Annotated in this window: 15 protein-coding genes and 2 pseudogenes; 13 read left to right on the top strand and 4 right to left on the bottom strand. The window is 39.0% G+C overall.

What is annotated here, in order from left to right; all coding sequences use genetic code 11:
- The first annotated feature begins 498 nt into the window (after positions 1-498).
- Positions 499-1,767 (top strand): MFS transporter, encoded by a 1,269-nt coding sequence (locus BIV60_RS06895; RefSeq protein WP_071354997.1) that lies wholly within the window; start codon positions 499-501, stop codon positions 1,765-1,767.
- Between the two features lie 62 nt (positions 1,768-1,829).
- Here BIV60_RS06895 and BIV60_RS29080 read toward each other — a convergent pair whose 3' ends face one another.
- Complete coding sequence (locus BIV60_RS29080) at positions 1,830-1,955, bottom strand: substrate-binding domain-containing protein (RefSeq protein ID WP_256218319.1); 126 nt, start codon at positions 1,953-1,955, stop codon at positions 1,830-1,832.
- 36 nt (positions 1,956-1,991) lie between these two features.
- Here BIV60_RS29080 and BIV60_RS06890 point away from each other — a divergent pair, with 36 nt between their 5' ends.
- Entirely contained in the window at positions 1,992-2,924 is a 933-nt protein-coding gene (locus BIV60_RS06890) for a substrate-binding domain-containing protein (protein ID WP_071354996.1), read from the top strand.
- Between the two features lie 62 nt (positions 2,925-2,986).
- Here BIV60_RS06890 and BIV60_RS06885 read toward each other — a convergent pair whose 3' ends face one another.
- A complete protein-coding gene (locus BIV60_RS06885; RefSeq protein WP_071354995.1) occupies positions 2,987-3,349 on the bottom strand; it encodes a winged helix-turn-helix transcriptional regulator in 363 nt (120 codons plus the stop codon).
- Between the two features lie 178 nt (positions 3,350-3,527).
- Between BIV60_RS06885 and BIV60_RS06880 the strand changes: the two genes are divergently transcribed.
- Together BIV60_RS06880 and BIV60_RS06875 are read left to right on the top strand one after the other, a co-directional pair.
- A complete protein-coding gene (locus BIV60_RS06880; RefSeq protein ID WP_071354994.1) occupies positions 3,528-4,763 on the top strand; it encodes an MFS transporter in 1,236 nt (411 codons plus the stop codon).
- A complete protein-coding gene (locus BIV60_RS06875; protein ID WP_071354993.1) occupies positions 4,744-5,583 on the top strand; it encodes an aldo/keto reductase in 840 nt (279 codons plus the stop codon). Before BIV60_RS06880 ends, BIV60_RS06875 begins: the two co-directional genes overlap by 20 nt.
- Before the next feature lie 305 nt (positions 5,584-5,888).
- On the opposite strand, the gene mqo is transcribed toward BIV60_RS06875, so the two are convergent.
- On the bottom strand, positions 5,889-7,415 hold the full coding sequence (gene mqo / locus BIV60_RS06870; protein ID WP_256218318.1) for a malate dehydrogenase (quinone): 1,527 nt from the start codon (positions 7,413-7,415) through the stop codon (positions 5,889-5,891).
- A 508-nt stretch (positions 7,416-7,923) separates the two neighbouring features.
- Between mqo and BIV60_RS06865 the strand changes: the two genes are divergently transcribed.
- The 4 genes from BIV60_RS06865 (at position 7,924) to BIV60_RS06850 (ending at position 12,677) form a co-directional block, all read left to right on the top strand.
- On the top strand, positions 7,924-8,403 hold the full coding sequence (locus tag BIV60_RS06865; RefSeq protein ID WP_071354991.1) for a TOBE domain-containing protein: 480 nt from the start codon (positions 7,924-7,926) through the stop codon (positions 8,401-8,403).
- 122 nt (positions 8,404-8,525) lie between these two features.
- On the top strand, positions 8,526-10,280 hold the full coding sequence (locus BIV60_RS06860) for a putative 2-aminoethylphosphonate ABC transporter permease subunit (RefSeq protein ID WP_371261509.1): 1,755 nt from the start codon (positions 8,526-8,528) through the stop codon (positions 10,278-10,280).
- 5 nt (positions 10,281-10,285) lie between these two features.
- Positions 10,286-11,155 (top strand): EamA family transporter, encoded by an 870-nt coding sequence (locus BIV60_RS06855; protein WP_071354989.1) that lies wholly within the window; start codon positions 10,286-10,288, stop codon positions 11,153-11,155.
- Between the two features lie 214 nt (positions 11,156-11,369).
- Positions 11,370-12,677 (top strand): MFS transporter, encoded by a 1,308-nt coding sequence (locus BIV60_RS06850; protein ID WP_071354988.1) that lies wholly within the window; start codon positions 11,370-11,372, stop codon positions 12,675-12,677.
- Positions 12,678-12,681: 4 nt separating this feature from the next.
- Here BIV60_RS06850 and BIV60_RS30860 read toward each other — a convergent pair.
- A pseudogene (locus tag BIV60_RS30860) lies at positions 12,682-12,789 on the bottom strand (transposase); the annotation flags it as partial.
- Positions 12,790-13,176: 387 nt separating this feature from the next.
- On the opposite strand from BIV60_RS30860, the gene BIV60_RS06840 reads away from it, so the two are divergent.
- The 5 genes and pseudogenes from BIV60_RS06840 to BIV60_RS30215 form a co-directional block, all read left to right on the top strand.
- Positions 13,177-14,589 carry an amino acid permease gene (locus tag BIV60_RS06840; RefSeq protein ID WP_071354986.1) on the top strand — a complete coding sequence of 471 codons (1,413 nt, stop codon included), beginning with the start codon at positions 13,177-13,179 and terminating at the stop codon, positions 14,587-14,589.
- A 51-nt stretch (positions 14,590-14,640) separates the two neighbouring features.
- Entirely contained in the window at positions 14,641-15,774 is a 1,134-nt protein-coding gene (gene phnW, locus BIV60_RS06835; RefSeq protein ID WP_071354985.1) for a 2-aminoethylphosphonate--pyruvate transaminase, read from the top strand.
- Positions 15,775-15,925: 151 nt separating this feature from the next.
- Complete coding sequence (locus BIV60_RS06830; RefSeq protein WP_071354984.1) at positions 15,926-16,711, top strand: DeoR/GlpR family DNA-binding transcription regulator; 786 nt, start codon at positions 15,926-15,928, stop codon at positions 16,709-16,711.
- A 69-nt stretch (positions 16,712-16,780) separates the two neighbouring features.
- Positions 16,781-17,299: an MgtC/SapB family protein gene (locus tag BIV60_RS06825; RefSeq protein ID WP_071354983.1), complete on the top strand. Its 519-nt coding sequence runs from the start codon at positions 16,781-16,783 to the stop codon at positions 17,297-17,299.
- Positions 17,300-17,566: 267 nt separating this feature from the next.
- Positions 17,567-17,726, top strand: a pseudogene (locus tag BIV60_RS30215) (Rossmann-fold NAD(P)-binding domain-containing protein); the annotation flags it as partial.
- Positions 17,727-17,844: the final 118 nt, after the last annotated feature.

Below are 17,844 nucleotides of genomic sequence, written 5' to 3'. Positions count from 1 at the left end.
GACTTCATTTATCACATGTCTTCGTCCCTTTCTTCTATTTTCATCATGCTTATTTTGTCATAACGGGACGAAATTGAAAACTGAAATGCTTTCAAGGTACCTACTCCTTTTTCAAAGACTATTTTCGCATAGATTGTTGTTTTTCGTATAAGTTCATCAACCCGTATAACAAAATGTTTCGTGGCATCTTTTCGTAAGAACATTTGCGAAAATTGCCTAGAAACTTAAGTATTTGACCCTTATCAAGGTCCAAAAGCAACAAAGTTTACGAAAAGAGCCATATTAAATGCCTCATCCATCTATTTTTCCAAAAATGGCCTAGGATATACACTTTATCGGCATTTGCAATGCAGAGGGAAATCCCTACTGGATTGCCTTTTTTAATTGGAAAAAACTTTTTTTGAAGTGTAAACGCCTACATGAGTAGAAATTTCTATATTCGAAATAAATATGGAGTATAATATTGAGAAAGAAAAAAGTAATCAGGAGAAGAGACCATTGGATAAACAAAATAGCAAGTATCGTTGGGTTGTTTTTGCCACGGTATTGTTTACGTATTTTTTAATTGTCAGCCAAAGAACGGCCCCGGGATTAATTACGGACCAATTAATGACGGATTTCAATTTAACTGCCTCCACCATTGGATTAATGACGAGTATTCAATTTTTGGCGTACGCAGGACTGCAGATTCCGATTGGCATATTATCAGACAGGTTTGGCCCAAATTTTTTCCTTATCATTGGTACATTGCTAAATGCAACCGGAACGGTCATTTATAGTCTTGCACCAAATGGAGCAATTCTTGTCCTTTCCCGATTATTAGTGGGCATGGGGGATGCAACCATTTGGGTGAACCTTGTATTAATTTTAAGTCAATGGTTCAAAGTAAAAGAATTTGTCGGACTGTTGGGGCTTGCCGGTGTCGCCGGAAGTATGGGATTCTTGCTGGCAACTGTTCCGTTTTCAGCATGGATTTCTTTATTTGGCTGGCGTCCGCCATTTTTAGTGATTGGCATTATTTTATGCCTTTGTGCTTTCCTTTTGTATTTCGTGCTGGTAAAAAAACCAAAACAGATTTTTAAGAATGAGGCACCCAAGGTTAAAATGGTGAAAAAACATGAAAATCCACTTCAATTGTTACGCCGGATTTTTTCGACTCGCCAAGCGTGGGCGACCTTCTTTTGCCATTTTGGCGCAGTCGGAACGTATGTAGGGTTTATCGGTTCATGGGCAGTACCGTATGGGATGCACGTCTATGGAATGACGCGGTCACATGCCAGTCAATTCATTATGATTGGTCTAATTGGCGCCGTTATCGGTGCACCGTTGACCACATGGATTTCCAATCGGGTGAATTCAATTAAACGGCCCTATATGGTTGTTCATCTAATCATCTTCTTAAGCTGGGCTGCGTTCCTTTTATTTGGAGGAAAACCGCCATTTTATATGCTGATGATTCTTTACTTTATTATTGGATATGGAAACGGGTCGAGTTCGTTAACTTTTGCGGTTGTCCGAAAGTCCTTCCCTATGAAAGAGGTCGGTGTGGTTTCCGGATTCGCGAATACGGGAGGATTTTTGAGTGCGGTTTTGCTGCCAACTGTTTTTGGGAAGGTTTTAGATTATTTTCATGCTTCAGAAGCCAGTGTTGGATACCAATATGGTTTTATCATTCCCGTAATATTCACTTTGTTAGGCTTGGTCGGAGGGATTTTAATCAAGGAACAGCGTCAGGAAGCCAAGCAGACAAGCGAAGTAAGAGCATAATCATAAAAAATGCGAGGATGCATACATTTCATCCTCGCATTTTTATTTAACTCGTGTGCTTTTTAATGAAGCCCTTTAAACCCATACTTTTCTAAAATCTTCATGGAATTTTGACCTTGAAGAAAATCGTTGAATAACTGCGCTTCTTTTGGGTGTGAACTATTTTGTATAATACATACAGGATAAATAATTTTAAGTTAAAATAAAAGATGGAGGCGATGCAAATGTCAAAGGAGCTATCCTATACGATTGAAGAGGTATCACAGTTACTAAAAGTATCGAAATTAACCCTTTATGACCTTGTGAAAAAAGGGGAGCTGCCTGCTTTCCGTGTGGGTCGCCAAATGAGAATCGATGCGGCTGATCTTGACCAATATATTCACAATCAAAAAACACATAAAACAAAACACCAAGCACCTATTGTTGATCTTCAAAGAAGTGAAAAAGTGGAATCCAACAATATTATTATTAGTGGCCAGGATATGGTGCTGGATATTCTCGGTAAATATATTGAGAAACATTCTTCCTATAAGCCGCTTCGTTCTTATACCGGAAGTTTGAATAGTCTTATCTCTATGTACAATGGCGAAGGTGATATTGTCAGTTTGCATCTTTTTGATGGGGATACAGGAGAATATAATCTCCCATACATAAAGAAAATTTTAGTAGGCCACTCTTATATTTTGCTTAACCTTCTCTCAAGGAAGGCTGGTTTTTATGTTAAAAATGGAAACCCTCTTAACATTACTTCTTGGACAGACTTAAAACAGAATCATATAAAAATTGTCAATCGGGAAAAAGGGTCGGGGGCAAGGATTCTTCTTGATGAACAACTTCGGCTCAATCAAATTTCGCCAAGAAACATTAATGGCTATGAGAATGAGGAGTCCAATCATTTAAGTGTGGCATCCGTTATTTCTTCAGGGGCAGCGGATGTGGGAGTTGGAATCGAAAAAGCAGCCAAAATCGTTGGAATCGATTTTATCCCATTAATAACAGAACGTTATGATCTGGTGATACTAAAAACTTTGGAAACAGAAAAACTCATTGGTACGATAAAGGATATTTTAACCTCCAGGCAATTTAAGAGCGAAATTCACGCTTTAGGTGATTATGATACCACCCATACCGGAAATATTATCTATGAAACCTATTAAAAGAAGGCAGCTGAAAATTTTATTTTCAACCGCCTTCTTTTTCTTTTCTTTTCTTTAACTGATCATTTATTTAATACGTTATCTTCTAGGACGGAAAATTTATCCCCGTATACCTTGGTAATATGTTTTTCTCCCCATGTACAAAGAGAGTCCAGAATGTCTTTTAAACTCCAGCCGTATTCACTAAGTTCATACTCCACTTTAGGAGGGACCTGGTTATGGACTATCCGCTTTACAACCCCGTCTTCTTCTAATTCCCGTAATTGCTGGGTCAGCATTTTTTGTGTAATGTTTGGCATAAGCCGTTTCAATTCACTTGTTCGCTTTTTCCCATGTGTCAGATGGCAAAGAATCACACATTTCCATTTTCCCCCGATTACTTCCAACGTGGCTTCAACTGAAATATTATATTTCTTCTGCATGATTTTCTCCTTTCATATAGGTACTAAAAAGTACCTATATCACTTTTAGGTTCCTATATTACTTAAAAGTACGTACTTTCTTTTATGTTCTTTATATTCCATAATAACATTTGCCGGCTAACAAAAACCACACATTTATATAGTTTTCCAGAAACCACTAAATCGATAAGGAGGAGAAAATATGGTTTTAGATAAAAAAAGAAGTACCCTGGCGTTGCTCGCTTTGGCGGTCAGTGCCTTTGCAATCGGAACAACGGAGTTTATCAGTGTTGGATTATTGCCGCTAATCGCTAATGATTTAAAAATATCCGTCACAACTGCGGGACTGACGGTTTCGTTATATGCCTTAGGGGTAACCTTTGGGGCACCTATTCTTACTTCCCTGACCTCAAGAATGTCGCGAAAAACATTATTACTATGGATCATGATTATTTTTATCATCGGCAATAGTATTGCTGCTAATGCGACAATGGTGAGCGTTTTGCTGGTGGCCCGTGTTGTTTCTGCGTTTTCCCATGGAGTTTTTATGTCCATCGGATCTACAATCGCAGCGAATTTAGTCCCGGAAAATCGCCGGGCAAGTGCGATTTCAATTATGTTTACAGGGCTCACGGTAGCTACCGTGACAGGTGTTCCGTTCGGAACCTTTCTTGGTCAGCAATTTGGCTGGAGATTTGCCTTTATGGCAATTGTTGCAATTGGTGTGATTGCTTTTATTGCAAACAGTCTATTAATACCCGTTGATTTGCCAAAAGGAATCAGGACGACTTTTCGTGATCAATTCAAGCTTGTTACCAATGGCCGGTTATTACTTTTATTTCTAATTACTGCATTAGGATATGGCGGAACATTTGTTGTCTTTACGTATCTTTCACCATTACTTCAAGAAATTACAGGCTTTAAACAAGGGTCCGTGGCGGTGATTTTACTTGTCTATGGAATAGCCATTGCAATTGGTAATGTAATAGGCGGAAAGGCAGCCAACCGGAAGCCTATATCAGCTTTATTCTATATGTTTATTTTACAAGGTATTGTGCTGTTCGTTTTAACCTTTACTGCACCATTTAAGGCAGCTGGCTTAATTACAATAATTTTTATGGGAATATTGGCTTTCATGAATGTTCCTGGATTACAAGTTTACGTGGTGATGTTGGCTGAGCGTTTTGTACCAAGTGCAGTGGACATTGCTTCTGCTATCAATATTGCTGCCTTTAACGCTGGAATCGCGATAGGGTCGTATCTTGGCGGCATAATTACAGACTCCATTGGACTGATTCATACTGGTTGGGTAGGTGCATTGATGGTTCTGGGAGCTGTTATTTTAACAGGCTGGAGCAGAGCACTAGAACAGAAGGACGAAAAAATAAAAAATTTCTTAAATAATGAGGAGAATCTAGATGAAAAACTTGCAAGGTAAAACGATATTAAATAATGGTGTAAAAATGCCCTGGTTTGGCTTAGGTGTATTTAAAGTAGAAGAAGGTCCCGAGCTTGTAAATGCTGTTAGAACAGCTATTATACATGGATATCGCAGTGTGGATACAGCGGCGATTTACGGAAATGAAGAGGGTGTGGGACAAGGAATCCGTGAGGGATTACGCGAGACTGGAATTTCAAGGGAAGAGTTATTTGTCACTTCAAAGGTGTGGAACTCTGACTTAGGCTATGAATCTACTTTAACGGCCTATGAAAATAGCCTTCAAAAACTAGGTCTGGAATACTTGGATTTATATCTTATTCACTGGCCAGTAGAGGGGAAATATAAAGAGGCCTGGAGAGCATTGGAAACTCTATATAAACAAGGACGCGTAAAAGCAATTGGGGTAAGTAATTTTCAAACCCACCACCTAGAAGACTTAATGAAGGATGCAGAAATCAAACCAATGGTAAACCAGGTGGAGTACCATCCTCGTCTTACTCAAAAAACGCTTCAGGAATTTTGCCGGGATCATGATATCCAGCTTGAAGCCTGGTCGCCATTGATGCAGGGACAATTGCTTGACAATCCGGTACTGAAAGAGATTGCTTCAAAGTATAATAAATCAGCGGCTCAAGTTATTTTACGCTGGGACCTGCAAAATGGAGTTGTAACGATTCCTAAATCTACGAAAGAGCATCGTATCGTTGAAAATGCATCCGTCTTTAATTTTAGCCTGTCGAAGGAAGAGATGAACCGGATTGACCAACTGAACCAAAATCATCGAGTGGGTCCGGACCCTGATCATATTGATTTTTAAAGTCAAAGGAGACATTTGGTTTTAGACCTGATGTCTCTTTTATTTTAGCTATAAATGCTTTGTTCATTTATTTATTCTCGCTTTAATAAGAATATTCAGCGAGTCGCCTTCTTAACTATGAAGGCGACTCGGGGCTGTAATTTTTTGTTTTCGGACAGGCAGGGGGGCGGATATAACAGTTAAACGTATTGCGATTAATGTGAATGACGCTCGTATTCCGGAACATAATCTGCATGTTTTTTCTCGACATAGATGGTTCTGTGTTTTATTTCTCATTCAATATCTTGGTTTCTACATCCAAAGAATTAACTAAAGACCGGCTCTTTTTCAATAAGACCAAGCGTCTGCGCTGTTGAAGTATGAATTTCGTGAAGAAGCTCTGGGTTTTCCATTAGTGATATGCCATAAGAAGGAATTATTTCTTTGATTTTCGGTTCCCACTCTTCTATATATTGCGGGAAGCATTTTTTGATTACCTCAAGCATAACGTGAACAGCAGTAGAAGCACCTGGAGAAGCGCCTAGTAATGCTGCGATCGAGCCGTCAGCGGAAGTAATCACTTCCGTACCAAATTGAAGCGTTCCCTTACCACCAGCTTCAGTATCTTTTATAACTTGCACACGTTGGCCCGCTACGACAAAATCCCAATCTTCTCTTTTGGCGTTCGGGATAAATTCACGTAACTCTTCCATGCGCTCTTCTTCCGATAACATAACTTGCTTAATCAGGTATTTTGTCAATGACATCTCTTTTACGCCTGCCGCCAACATAGTTAAGACATTATTCGGGTTTACGGAAGTTACTAGATCAAAAATTGAACCATTTTTTAAGAACTTTGGTGAGAAGCCGGCAAATGGTCCAAATAGCAACGATTTTTTATTGTCGATATATCTTGTGTCAAGATGCGGAATAGACATAGGCGGAGCACCAACCTTAGCTTTGCCGTATACTTTTGCATGATGCTGCGCTACAACATCTGGATTATTACACACCATAAATATTCCACTTACCGGAAATCCTCCAATATGTTTTCCTTCAGGAATACCGGATTTTTGCAGTAAATGCAGGCTTCCGCCGCCGCCTCCGATAAAGACGAACTTTGCAGTATGGAGTTCGACAGTACCGCTATCGAGATTCTGCACCTTCAATTCCCACAAGCCGTCACTAGTACGTTTAATATCCTTAACATTATGTTTGTGGTTTATTACGGCATTTTTACTTTCTAGGTGATCAAACAACATGCGTGTTAAAGCACCGAAGTTGATATCAGTTCCAGAGTCGATTTTTGTTGCAGCTATAGGTTCATTCGATGCGCGGTCTTGCATAATAAGCGGAATCCATTCCATCAGTTGTTCTGGTTCATCGGAAAATTCCATCCCTTGGAAAAGGTGGTTGTTTGATAGCGCTTTAAAACGTTTCTTTAAAAACGTTACATTTCGTTCCCCTTGTACAAAACTCATATGAGGCAGTGGCATGATAAAGTCTTGTGGATTACGTATCAGCCTGCTGTTTACAAGATAAGACCAAAACTGCATTGAAACCTGAAACTGTTCATTAATTTTTATAGCTTTATTAATATCTATAGATCCATCCGATTTTTCGACCGTGTAGTTAAGCTCGCACAGTGCGGCATGCCCCGTACCCGCATTATTCCATTCGTTAGAGCTTTCCTCTCCTTCCTTTGCGAGCTTCTCAAACACTGTAATTTCCCATTCTGGTACTAATTCTTTCATGAGTGTCCCCAAAGTCGCACTCATGACTCCGGCGCCAATTAAAATGACATCTGTTTTTGTTTCTCTGTCGCTCATTTTTACAACCCCTTCCTCTAAAATTTGCAGAAAAGATGTTGGTGTCACAGCAAGTAAGGTGCGTCTAGTCACAAACCTTTTCTGTCTCTAACCATTTCATAGTGTATTAATATCATATATAGATTAAAATATTTACAATTATATGATAATTTCGGATTATTTAAAAGTAGGGAGAAGAAAAAAACAATATAATTCAAATGAAATAAAACTAAAGCCAATTATTTTTGTTAAATTTAATTGGTTTTTCTTGTGTTTGTCTTGGGGATTAACAATATTAGTATTACTTAATTAAAGGCTGTGTTAAAGAACAATGTTGATTTTTGAACAATGTTGATTGGAGCAGAAGGAGCGAAGTGACGAGGAGGCTCCCCGTACCGCTCGCACCTGGAGCGGAAAACAACAACCAAGTTTAACAGAGCCTAATTAAAAGAAAGGTGATTCTTTTGATGCTTCTACAAGGAAAGCCCTATCTCCTACCTTCCTGTAATTAGATGAGCCACTATCTGCCCTTGATGCAAAGGTAAGGCTAAAATTGAGAATTGAAATTCGTAAATTACAGGAGAAGCTTGGAATCACCACCATCATGGTAACACATGACCAGGATGAAGCATTGACTATGGCCGATAAAATTGTCGTTATGAATAACGCAAAAATGGAGCAAATCGGTACACCGCAGGAGGTATACGAACAACCTAAAACCCCTTTTGTTGCAGATTTTATCGGAACCGTTAACATGCTGGGGCAAGAGGGATTAACAATTGCCATTAGACCGGAGCATATTCACATAGTGGATACTGAAACAAAAAGCAGTATCAAAACGAAAGTGAAAGCTTTAGAATTTCGCGGTGCATTTTATCGATTATTGTTGGAAAACATGGATCAATCTTATCAGGTGTCGGATGGGTTATTCACGGTAGATGTCCCAGCATCTTTAGTGAAAAATCTGGATATTGACAAGGAAAGTATTCTGAATGCAGAATTGCCGCAAAATCATCTTGTTACATACTCATAGGCATGCTTTTTTGTGAAACAAGGTCTTTGTTAAAAGTAAAAATGGAATAAAATGTTGAGGTGATCATAGTGGTTACGGAGGAAACTGTATTAAAGCCGTCAGAGGTTACAGTACAAAATACGATTGATAAACGAAAAATTCGCCAAAAGACTGGAAAAGCAGAGTGGTTTCATAAATCATTAATTATCTTAATGCTTTTGGGATTAATTATTGGGATTGTTCTTCCGTTAATTCAGCTATTTTTGGAAGCGCTTAAAGATAAAAAGGGTGAATATGTTGGGGTTGTTAATTTTGTTAATTATTTTAAAACAGAGTCGCTCGTTCAATCCAAGTACAATACATTATATATCTCCATTTTGACAGGTGTAATATCGGTTGTCTTGGCGTTTTTTTATGCTTATGCATTAACGAGAACGCATATCCGCTGGAAAGGATTTTTCAAATATGTAGCGTTTCTTCCATTGTTTGCACCAACGATGATGCACGGGATTGCACTTATTTACTTGTTTGGGAATAAAGGAGCGTTCACAACTGGCTTTTTTGGCTTATTTGAAAAAATATTCGGATCCACTATGGGAATTGATATTCATTTATATGGCCCCGTTGGAATTGTCATTTCAGAGGTCATCTATACGTTCCCGCAGGCCTTTTTAATCTTGATGGTGGCGATTTCTGTAACAGACTATAGATTGTATGAAGCAGCAGAAACGCTTGGATCTGGAAAAATGAAAAAGTTTTTCACTGTTACGATTCCAAGTATCAAATATGGTTTGGTAAGCGCTTTTTTTGTTGCTTTTATATTAAGTTTTACTGATTTTGGAGCTCCAAAAGTGGTCGGTGCCCAATATAATGTGCTTGCCACTGATATTTATAAGCAGGTTGTCGGACAGCAGAATTTAAGCATGGGATCAACTGTAGGGATTATATTAATTATTCCGGCTTTAGTCGCGTTTTTAGCAGACCGGATGATGCAAAGAAAACAAAGTACCTCTTTTTCTTCAAAATCTGTTTCGTATAAAATCGTGAAAAATCCATGGCGTGACAGAGCCTATTTTGTTTACTGTCTTTTAATTTCTTTAGGAGTTTTATCGTTAATTGGTGCGATTATCGCCGCTTCACTGGTTAAAGTCTGGCCCTATAATTTCTCGTTAACACTTGAACATTTAACGTTTAAAAATGTTGCTGGTAATGGACTTGAGCCTTATTTTAACAGCCTTTATGTTTCGCTTATTCCGGCAATTCTCGGAACAATAATTATTTTCTTTGGGGCTTATTTAATAGAGAAAACCAGGTTTATGAAAATCGCAAGGCAGCTAAGTTACTTTTTGTCGATTTTACCGCTTGCTTTGCCAGGTCTTGTCATTGGATTAGCTTATATCTTTTTCTTTAATAAACCAGAATTTGAAGTGCCATTCATCGGCGTGTATATAACGAACCCGTTCCAGTCACTCTACGGGACATTTATGATCATCATCCTTGCGAATATCATCCATTTTTATTCAGTCAACCTGATTACAGCAACAACCGCATTGAAGAAATTGGATAAAGAATTTGAACCCGTATCCGAATCCATGAATATTCCATTCTATAAAACATTTTTTAATGTGACCGTTCCGATGTCACTTCCGGCTATTTTGGAAATTGGAATTTATCTCTTTGTCAATTCGATGACTACGATCTCTGCTGTTATTTTCCTTTATACAGCGGATACGAAGCTTGCTTCGATTTCTATCGTCAATATGACAGATGCCGGAGATACAGCGCCTGCAGCTGCTATGTCGTTGATTATTGTGTTAACGAATATTCTGGTTCGTGTCATCTATGAATTTGCCACGAAGAAAATAAGAAAGCGGACACAAGCCTGGCAGCAGCGTTAACCATTATGTCCAATACAATTTTAAGCATTATTTTAATTGCAGCAGTATGCCATGCGATATGGAATGCACTAGGAAAAAGGGTGGAGGAGAGGGAGGCGTTTTTTACATTAATTTTAGGCGCCTCCGTGATTCTTTACCTGCCGCTCGCCATCTATCTTCTTCATATAGGTGATTTTGCTGTAAAAGCATATAAGTGGGCATTTTTCAGTACGATTTCTGAAACATTGTATTTCTTTGCCCTTGGGAAAGTCTATCAATCTAATACGCTAAGTAACGCTTATCCCATCTTAAGAGGCACGGCCCCTATTGTCGCGACGATCCTTAGCTTTATCTTTTTTGGGGTAACTATTACCTTAATGGGGATCGCAGGAATCATCATGATCATTTGTGGAATTCTTTTCATCAACCAGCAAAAGCTTTCGATAACCGGTACTTATGAAATGTTCAAGGGGAATTTTCACCACCTCAAATGGGTATTTCTGGCCGGTTCTTTTTCCGCCTTAAGCAGTGTTTTGGACGGCATGGGAGCCGCGCATATGTCTGGTTTATTATTTAAGTACTTTGTTTACGTTGGAATGTTCGTTGGGAAATTAATCATTGATCGAATCACAAAATTAGAAGTTTCCTATTTTCCATTAGTGAAAAAGTACCCGATTCCCTTAATTATCGGCGGGCTTTTTGTTTTTATTTCAAATGCATTGGCTGTTTACGCAATGGAAACCACCCCGGTTACTTATGTTGCCGCGGTTCGTGAGATTAGCATTGTTTTTGCAGCGTTAATTGGCTTGATTTGGCTCAAAGAAAAAATAAATTTCGTAAAATGGGCATCCATTTTTATCATTGTAGCGGGGGTCATGGTCGTAAAGTTCAGTTGAAAAGGTTTAAAAGATGTAGGGATCTACATCTTTTTTTACTGTAAAACCAAACAAACAACCAAAACAAACAGTAAAAACAAATATAAACCAATCAAATAAAAGAAAATATCGAAAAAACTATTCACAATTCTCAGAAAACATGTTATTCTTAATTGCGAGATACAAACGAAAGCGCTTCCAGTTGTAGCTTATACTTTGTTAAGGGGGAGGTTTTTTGACCGCAAAAGGACATTCAAAGAAGGTGAAGGCAAAAGCATTAGTTGCAAGTTTGATAGGTAGTTCAATTGAATATTATGATTACCTGCTTTATGGAACTGTTGCTGCGCTCGTATTTAACAAGCTTTTCTTTCCAAACTTCGATCCAAAGGTAGGGCTTTTGATTGCTTTAGCATCATTTGGAATTCCCTATTTCTTCCGTCCGCTTGGAGGAGTAATATTCTCCCATATCGGTGATCGGCTAGGGAGGAAAAAATCACTAGTTCTAACCCTTGCCATTATGGGTTCCAGCACCGCTTTAATTGGGGTGCTGCCAGTATACGGTAGTATTGGCGCATGGGCACCTATTTTGCTTGTTAGCTTAAGGTTGATCCAAGGGATTGCTGTCGGAGGCGAGTGGGGAGGAGCCGTTTTGTTGGCGGTCGAATACTCCGAGAAAAAGAATCGGGGTTTTGCCGGAAGTGTTCCAATGATGGGAGCAGCAGTCGGGATGGTATTGGCAACAGCTACAATCTCTCTAATGAGATTACTGCCTGATGCACAGTTTCTTGCTTGGGGCTGGAGAGTTCCTTTTGTTGCAAGTTTATTACTAGTCATTCTTGGTTTGTGGATTCGGAATGGTTTAGAAGAAACACCTGATTTCCAAAAAGCGAAAGACGAAGGCGCTGTTTCAAAATTGCCGATTGTCGATACCTTTAAAAATCACTGGAAAGAGGTTATCTTAACAACTGGTGCCAAAGCCATTGAAACAGCACCATTTTATATCTTTGCAACCTTTGGAATTTCCTATGCCACTAATTCATTGAAAATGCCAGAAGGCCCTGTTCTAAATGCTGTCACAATCGGTACACTAATTTCATTAGTCATGATCCCTTTAATGGGCAGTCTATCAGACCGTTTTGGACGAAAAAAGATATTTATAATTGGAACAGTTAGTGTAATTATCTTTGCAATGCCATATTTCTTTTTACTTTCAAAAAAATCAATCCTCTTATTAACCATTGCCGTTATGATCGGCTATGCTATCTGGTCTATTATCACCTCAGTTTTAGGCACCATGTTTTCGGAAATGTTTCGTGCAGAAGTTCGCTATACCGGTATTTCCATGGGCTACCAGCTGGGTGCTGCCATATTCGGCGGTACAGCTCCATTAATTGCAACATCATTAGTCACTGCTTTCCAGGGTTCTTGGGTGCCTGCAGCCATCTACCTAATGCTTTTAGGAGTTATGTCCCTTATTTGTGTAAGTTTAATGAAGTCAATGAGTGAAAAAGAAAAAGATTCGCCAACAAAAAAATCAGCATAAAAATATACTTCGCTAAGCCATGGTGGTCTTTAAATCGTTTGATATCACCAATTTCAGCGATTAATCCAGCTGCATATACGTCCCCAATCCCTTTTACGGAGGTAAGGGTTTGCGTTATGCCTTTCATCAATTTGGCAATCTCTTTATCCAATCTTTTTACCTGTGATTTGATATGTTGAATCGTGCTTATAGTAATGGATAAGGAGATGTTAATTCTATTAAAAAATGACGGAGAAAACGATGGAGCTTCCTCCATCATCCGCCATTTTAGATATTCAATTGAACAATGTATTTTCAATACTAATAATGGAACACTTTGCTTCTGACTCCCCCATCGATTGGGGTAAAGCAAGGGTAAAAAAATAATTATTTGATGAGGGAGTCGAAAGGCTGCCAATCGAAAATACCTATAGGAAGCTAGAGTAATTTTAGAGGATCCGGACCAACTGGAAATTCTTCTAGAAAGAGCTCTTACTACTAATATATTAGGAGGAGCAGTATGAGTAATTCGTTGCATAAAGGTCTAAAAATGAGACATATGACAATGATCGCTTTGGGTGGAACCATCGGTGCAGGTTTGTTCGTGGGTAGTGGCACTGTCATTCGATCCGTCGGTCCAGCGGCAATTGTGTCCTACTTCTTGGCTGGTTTGTTGGTCGTTATGATTATGCGCATGTTGGGAGAAATGGCAGTGGCTTATCCGACTCTTGGGTCGTTTGCTCAGTATGCCAGAACCGCACTTGGGGATTGGGCTGGTTTTTCGGTCGGTTGGTTATATTGGTTTTTCTGGGTCATTGTCCTGGGAATCGAAGCAACGGCCAGTGCAGCGGTATTGCATTCCTGGCTGTTGCCGAATGTACCCCAGTGGCTTTTGAGCACAATACCGCTCATTTTGTTAACCCTGACGAACTTAGTATCCGTTCGCGCTTACGGGGAATTCGAGTACTGGTTTTCGTTCATAAAGGTGGCAACGATTGTATTGTTCTTGGTTGTTGGTGGCTTATTCATCCTAGGAGTGTGGCCTGGAACACACTTTTCGTTTGAGAATCTTACCGCGCATGGTGGTTTTGCACCTCATGGTGTAGGAGTTATGTTTTCGGGGATTATCACCGCGGTGGCCGCATTTATAGGCGCCGAGATTGCTACAATCGCGGCAGCCGAATCGGATGAGCCACGAAAATCCGTGGCAAGAGCAACTAGTTCCGTCATTTGGAGAGTGCTAATTTTTTATGTTGGTTCTATGTTTGTAGTCGTTACCATTGTGCCTTGGAATGACACCCAAATCTTAAAGAGTCCATATGTCAGCGTCATGAATGTATTGCATATTCCTGCCGCTGGGGCAATCATCAATATCGTTGTTTTGGTAGCGGTCTTGTCGTGTCTGAATTCGGGTATTTATACAAGTTCACGGATGCTTTACGCATTGGCGAATCGTGGGGAAGCCCCGCGTCGATTACTCGATGTTAACTCCCGGGGGGTTCCTGTAAAGGCCATACTATTTTGTACAATAATAGCTTTTATAACCGTGGTTTTAGCATACGTTTCTCCTAACGCCTTCGCGTTTTTACTCAATGCGTCTGGGGCAGTGGGACTGTTTATCTATCTGTTCATTGCTGTATCCCAATTCAAGATGCGAAAGAAATTAGAGCAAGAAGCGCCTGACAAATTGATTGTGAAGATGTGGGGGTTCCCCTACTTAACCATCATTTCTATCCTAGCGATGATAGGTGTATTGATTTCAATGGCCTATGATGGGGGCACTCGTTCACAACTCATCTTGAGTTTAATCAGTTTTGTCATTGTACTTGCGGTTTACTTTATACATGCAAAACTTTCACTTCGAGGGGGTGGCAAACATTCTGCAAATCCAGGTGTAGTTGAAGACACAGAGCAAGAAAATATATTCTTATAAATGCCTTACAAACTTACTTAAAAAAATTTAATTTAAAAGGAGAATGAACAAATGAAACAAAACGATTTCACAAACAACCCTTACCTATTACTTACACCTGGTCCCCTAACAACAACGGATACTGTTAAGCTTGCGATGATGAAGGACTGGTGTACATGGGATGATGATTATAATAATATTGTCCAGGGAATCCGTAAAAGCCTTGTACAGTTGGCAACAAAATCGGTAGATCAGTATTCTGCAGTATTAATGCAGGGGAGCGGTACTTTCAGTGTTGAATCCGTAATTGGGACCGTTGTGCCGCGGGACGGCAAATTGTTGGTAATTGCAAACGGGGTATATGGAAGCCGGATTGTTAAGATTGCCAAAACCCTTGGAATTAATACAGTGGTTATTGATAGCAGTGAAGTGGAAGCTATTGATTTGAATCGGTTAACGGTCCAGTTAGAAAATGATACCGAAATTACCCATGTAGCAATTGTTCATTGTGAAACGACAACAGGTATGCTCAATCCAATAGAAAAAGTAAGTGAAATTGTTAAACGTTATAACCGGGTGTTTATAGTAGATGCTATGTCAAGCTTTGGCGGAGTTGAATTGGATATCGCCGATTTAAATATTGATTATATCATTAGCAGTGCTAATAAATGTATTGAAGGTGTCCCTGGATTTGGCTTTGCAATTGTAAAAAAGGACGAATTTGAAAAATGTAAAGATAATGCCAGATCGGTTTCACTAGACCTTTATGATCAATGGAAAACAATGGAGGAACAAAACGGCAAGTGGAGGTTTACTTCACCAACCCATGTTGTTCGTGCTTTTGCTCAGGCATTAAAAGAGCTTGAAGAAGAGGGCGGTATTAAGGTTAGAGCAAGCAGATACAAGAACAACCAAAAGGTTCTTTCTGATGGAATGAAAAAGCTTCAAATTCAGCCTATTTTACCTGAAGAGCTGCAGTCACCAATTATTACATCATTTTATTATCCTAATTCTGAAAGTTTCGACTTCAAGGTGTTCTATCATAAATTAAAAGAAAAAGGGTTTGTAATTTATCCTGGGAAGGTTTCTGCATTAGATACATTCCGAATCGGGAATATCGGAGATGTCCACCAAAAAGATATTGAGGGCCTGCTTCAGGCAATTGAACAAAGCAGCTATTGGCTTGATACCGTTTCTGAAAAGTAATCCACCCAAATCGATTCCACTTATACACTATAATATTGGTAACCGGTAAAATTTGGTGGTAAAATAAACGAATATTCAAATAAAATCGCTATCTTTTTCCAATTATTGTAGTAAGATTATAGTGGATTATCAAATCGTGGGGTGAATGGGTTTGTCATTAGTAGGAGAGGAAAGGAAAAGGAAAATACTCGAGCTCCTTGAAGTCAGTGGCAAGGTTAAGGTTAACGAACTTTCTGATATTTTAAAGGTTTCTACGGAAACTGTTCGTAAATATTTGGATCAACTGCAAAAGGAAGAAAAATTGAAAAAAGTTTATGGAGGTGCGATCAACATTTCGTTTTTTAACGAAGAGCCCCCTACCGTAGAACGAGAGGTGACTCATTCTGAAGCCAAACATCGAATCGGAGAGTTTGCAGTGAGCCTGATCAATGATAATGATGTCATTGCGATTGATGAAGGCAGTACACCAATGCAACTTGTTAAAAATTTACGTAATAAGCAGAATATAACGATTTTTACTACCTCCATTTCAGCACTTTCTGTGTTAATTGAGCTGCACCAGCATAATATTTTTACCGGAAAAATCATTATGCTAGGCGGCGAAATTAACACAACCCACCATCGGGTTACAGGAAGCCTTACAATCGAAATGCTGGAAAATCTTTATGTTGACAAATATTTTATCTCGGCAGACGGATTAACAAGGGAAGCAGGGATTACGAGTTTTGACTCGTCCAAAGGTATGGTAACCAAGAAGTTAATTGAGCATTCCAGCCAATCCATTGTTTTAATTGATTATTCAAAAATCGGGAAGCGAACCCATTATAAAATGGCAGATTTAATTGATATTGATATCATCGTTTCAGATCATGAGCATCCACAAGACTGGGAATACTTGTTGAAGGAAAACAATGTACAATGGCTGGTTGCTAATTAAAAATAAGGAAAACTTATTGATAGACTCTCCGTACCTATGGAACAAACTCCCGGGAAAGGGGGAAAACGAATGGACCATTTGGGAGTCTTATATGAAGAGCATTTTTGGAAAAACATTGAAATCTATCTGCGTTTAATCATTAGCGCACTCCTGGGAATGTTTATAGGCTGGGACCGCAGTGCCAAAAATAAGCCGGCAGGACTAAAAACCTTTACCTATGTTTCTGTTTCATGCACACTCATTACACTGGTGTCCATTTATAGTGCTGAGATTTTTGGTGGCTCAAATGCAAATAACCGAATGGATCCGATGAGGCTCGCTGCACAAATTGTATCTGGACTTGGTTTTTTAGGGGCCGGCTTAATTATAAAGGATGGATTACAAGTAAAGGGATTGACTTCTGCAGCGATGATTTTTTTTGCCGGGGGAGTTGGAATAGGTATTGGAGCTGGTTTTTACGGCTTGGTTTTTACTTCCGTATTAATTACATTTTTACTGGCGAAAATTAGCCAGATAATCGAACACCGCCATCCCATGACATTGGACAAAGAAGAAGGGAAGCGGGGATATCATAGTAGTTCTGGGTAATATAAAAGCCAGGTTCTAGTTTAACTAGGATCTGGCTTTTTATTGTCCGGGGTAACTTGGCTATTTAGAGGGTAAATTTCCTAAAAACCACTTTTTTACAGATGCTCCAATTTTATTTATATAAAACTCCAAACTAAAACCAATATAAAATTAAAAATTTTTTTAAAAAATAACAACTAAAACCAAGACAAACCAAATAATTTATGATACAATCAAATCACATCAAGAATTAAGTGAATATTTTAAATTTTAAAAAGGAGGCAAAGGATGAAAGTCTTTTTCCTGGGTGGAGCAGGAAGAATTTGCCGTGAAACGGTTTTGGATTTGGTTAAAGAATTCTGATTTTGATGTCATCACAATTGGTGACTTTAATGAGGAATTAGGGCTTGAATCGGTGAAGGAGCTAGATGATCGCCGAGTATACTTTTGAAAGTATTATGAATTACAATCGGGCAAGTATTTTACATTAGGTATTTTTCAAATACTTTCCCTAAATAAAAACTATCAGCCAATAACCATGGTTTATTTGTTCATAGATTACGAAA

The sequence above is a fragment of the Bacillus sp. MUM 116 genome (assembly GCF_001866655.1).
Classification (GTDB): Bacteria; Bacillota; Bacilli; order Bacillales; family Cytobacillaceae; genus Neobacillus.
Note: the sequence above shows the minus strand (reverse complement) of the source record. Positions and strands in the feature narration are given on the sequence as shown.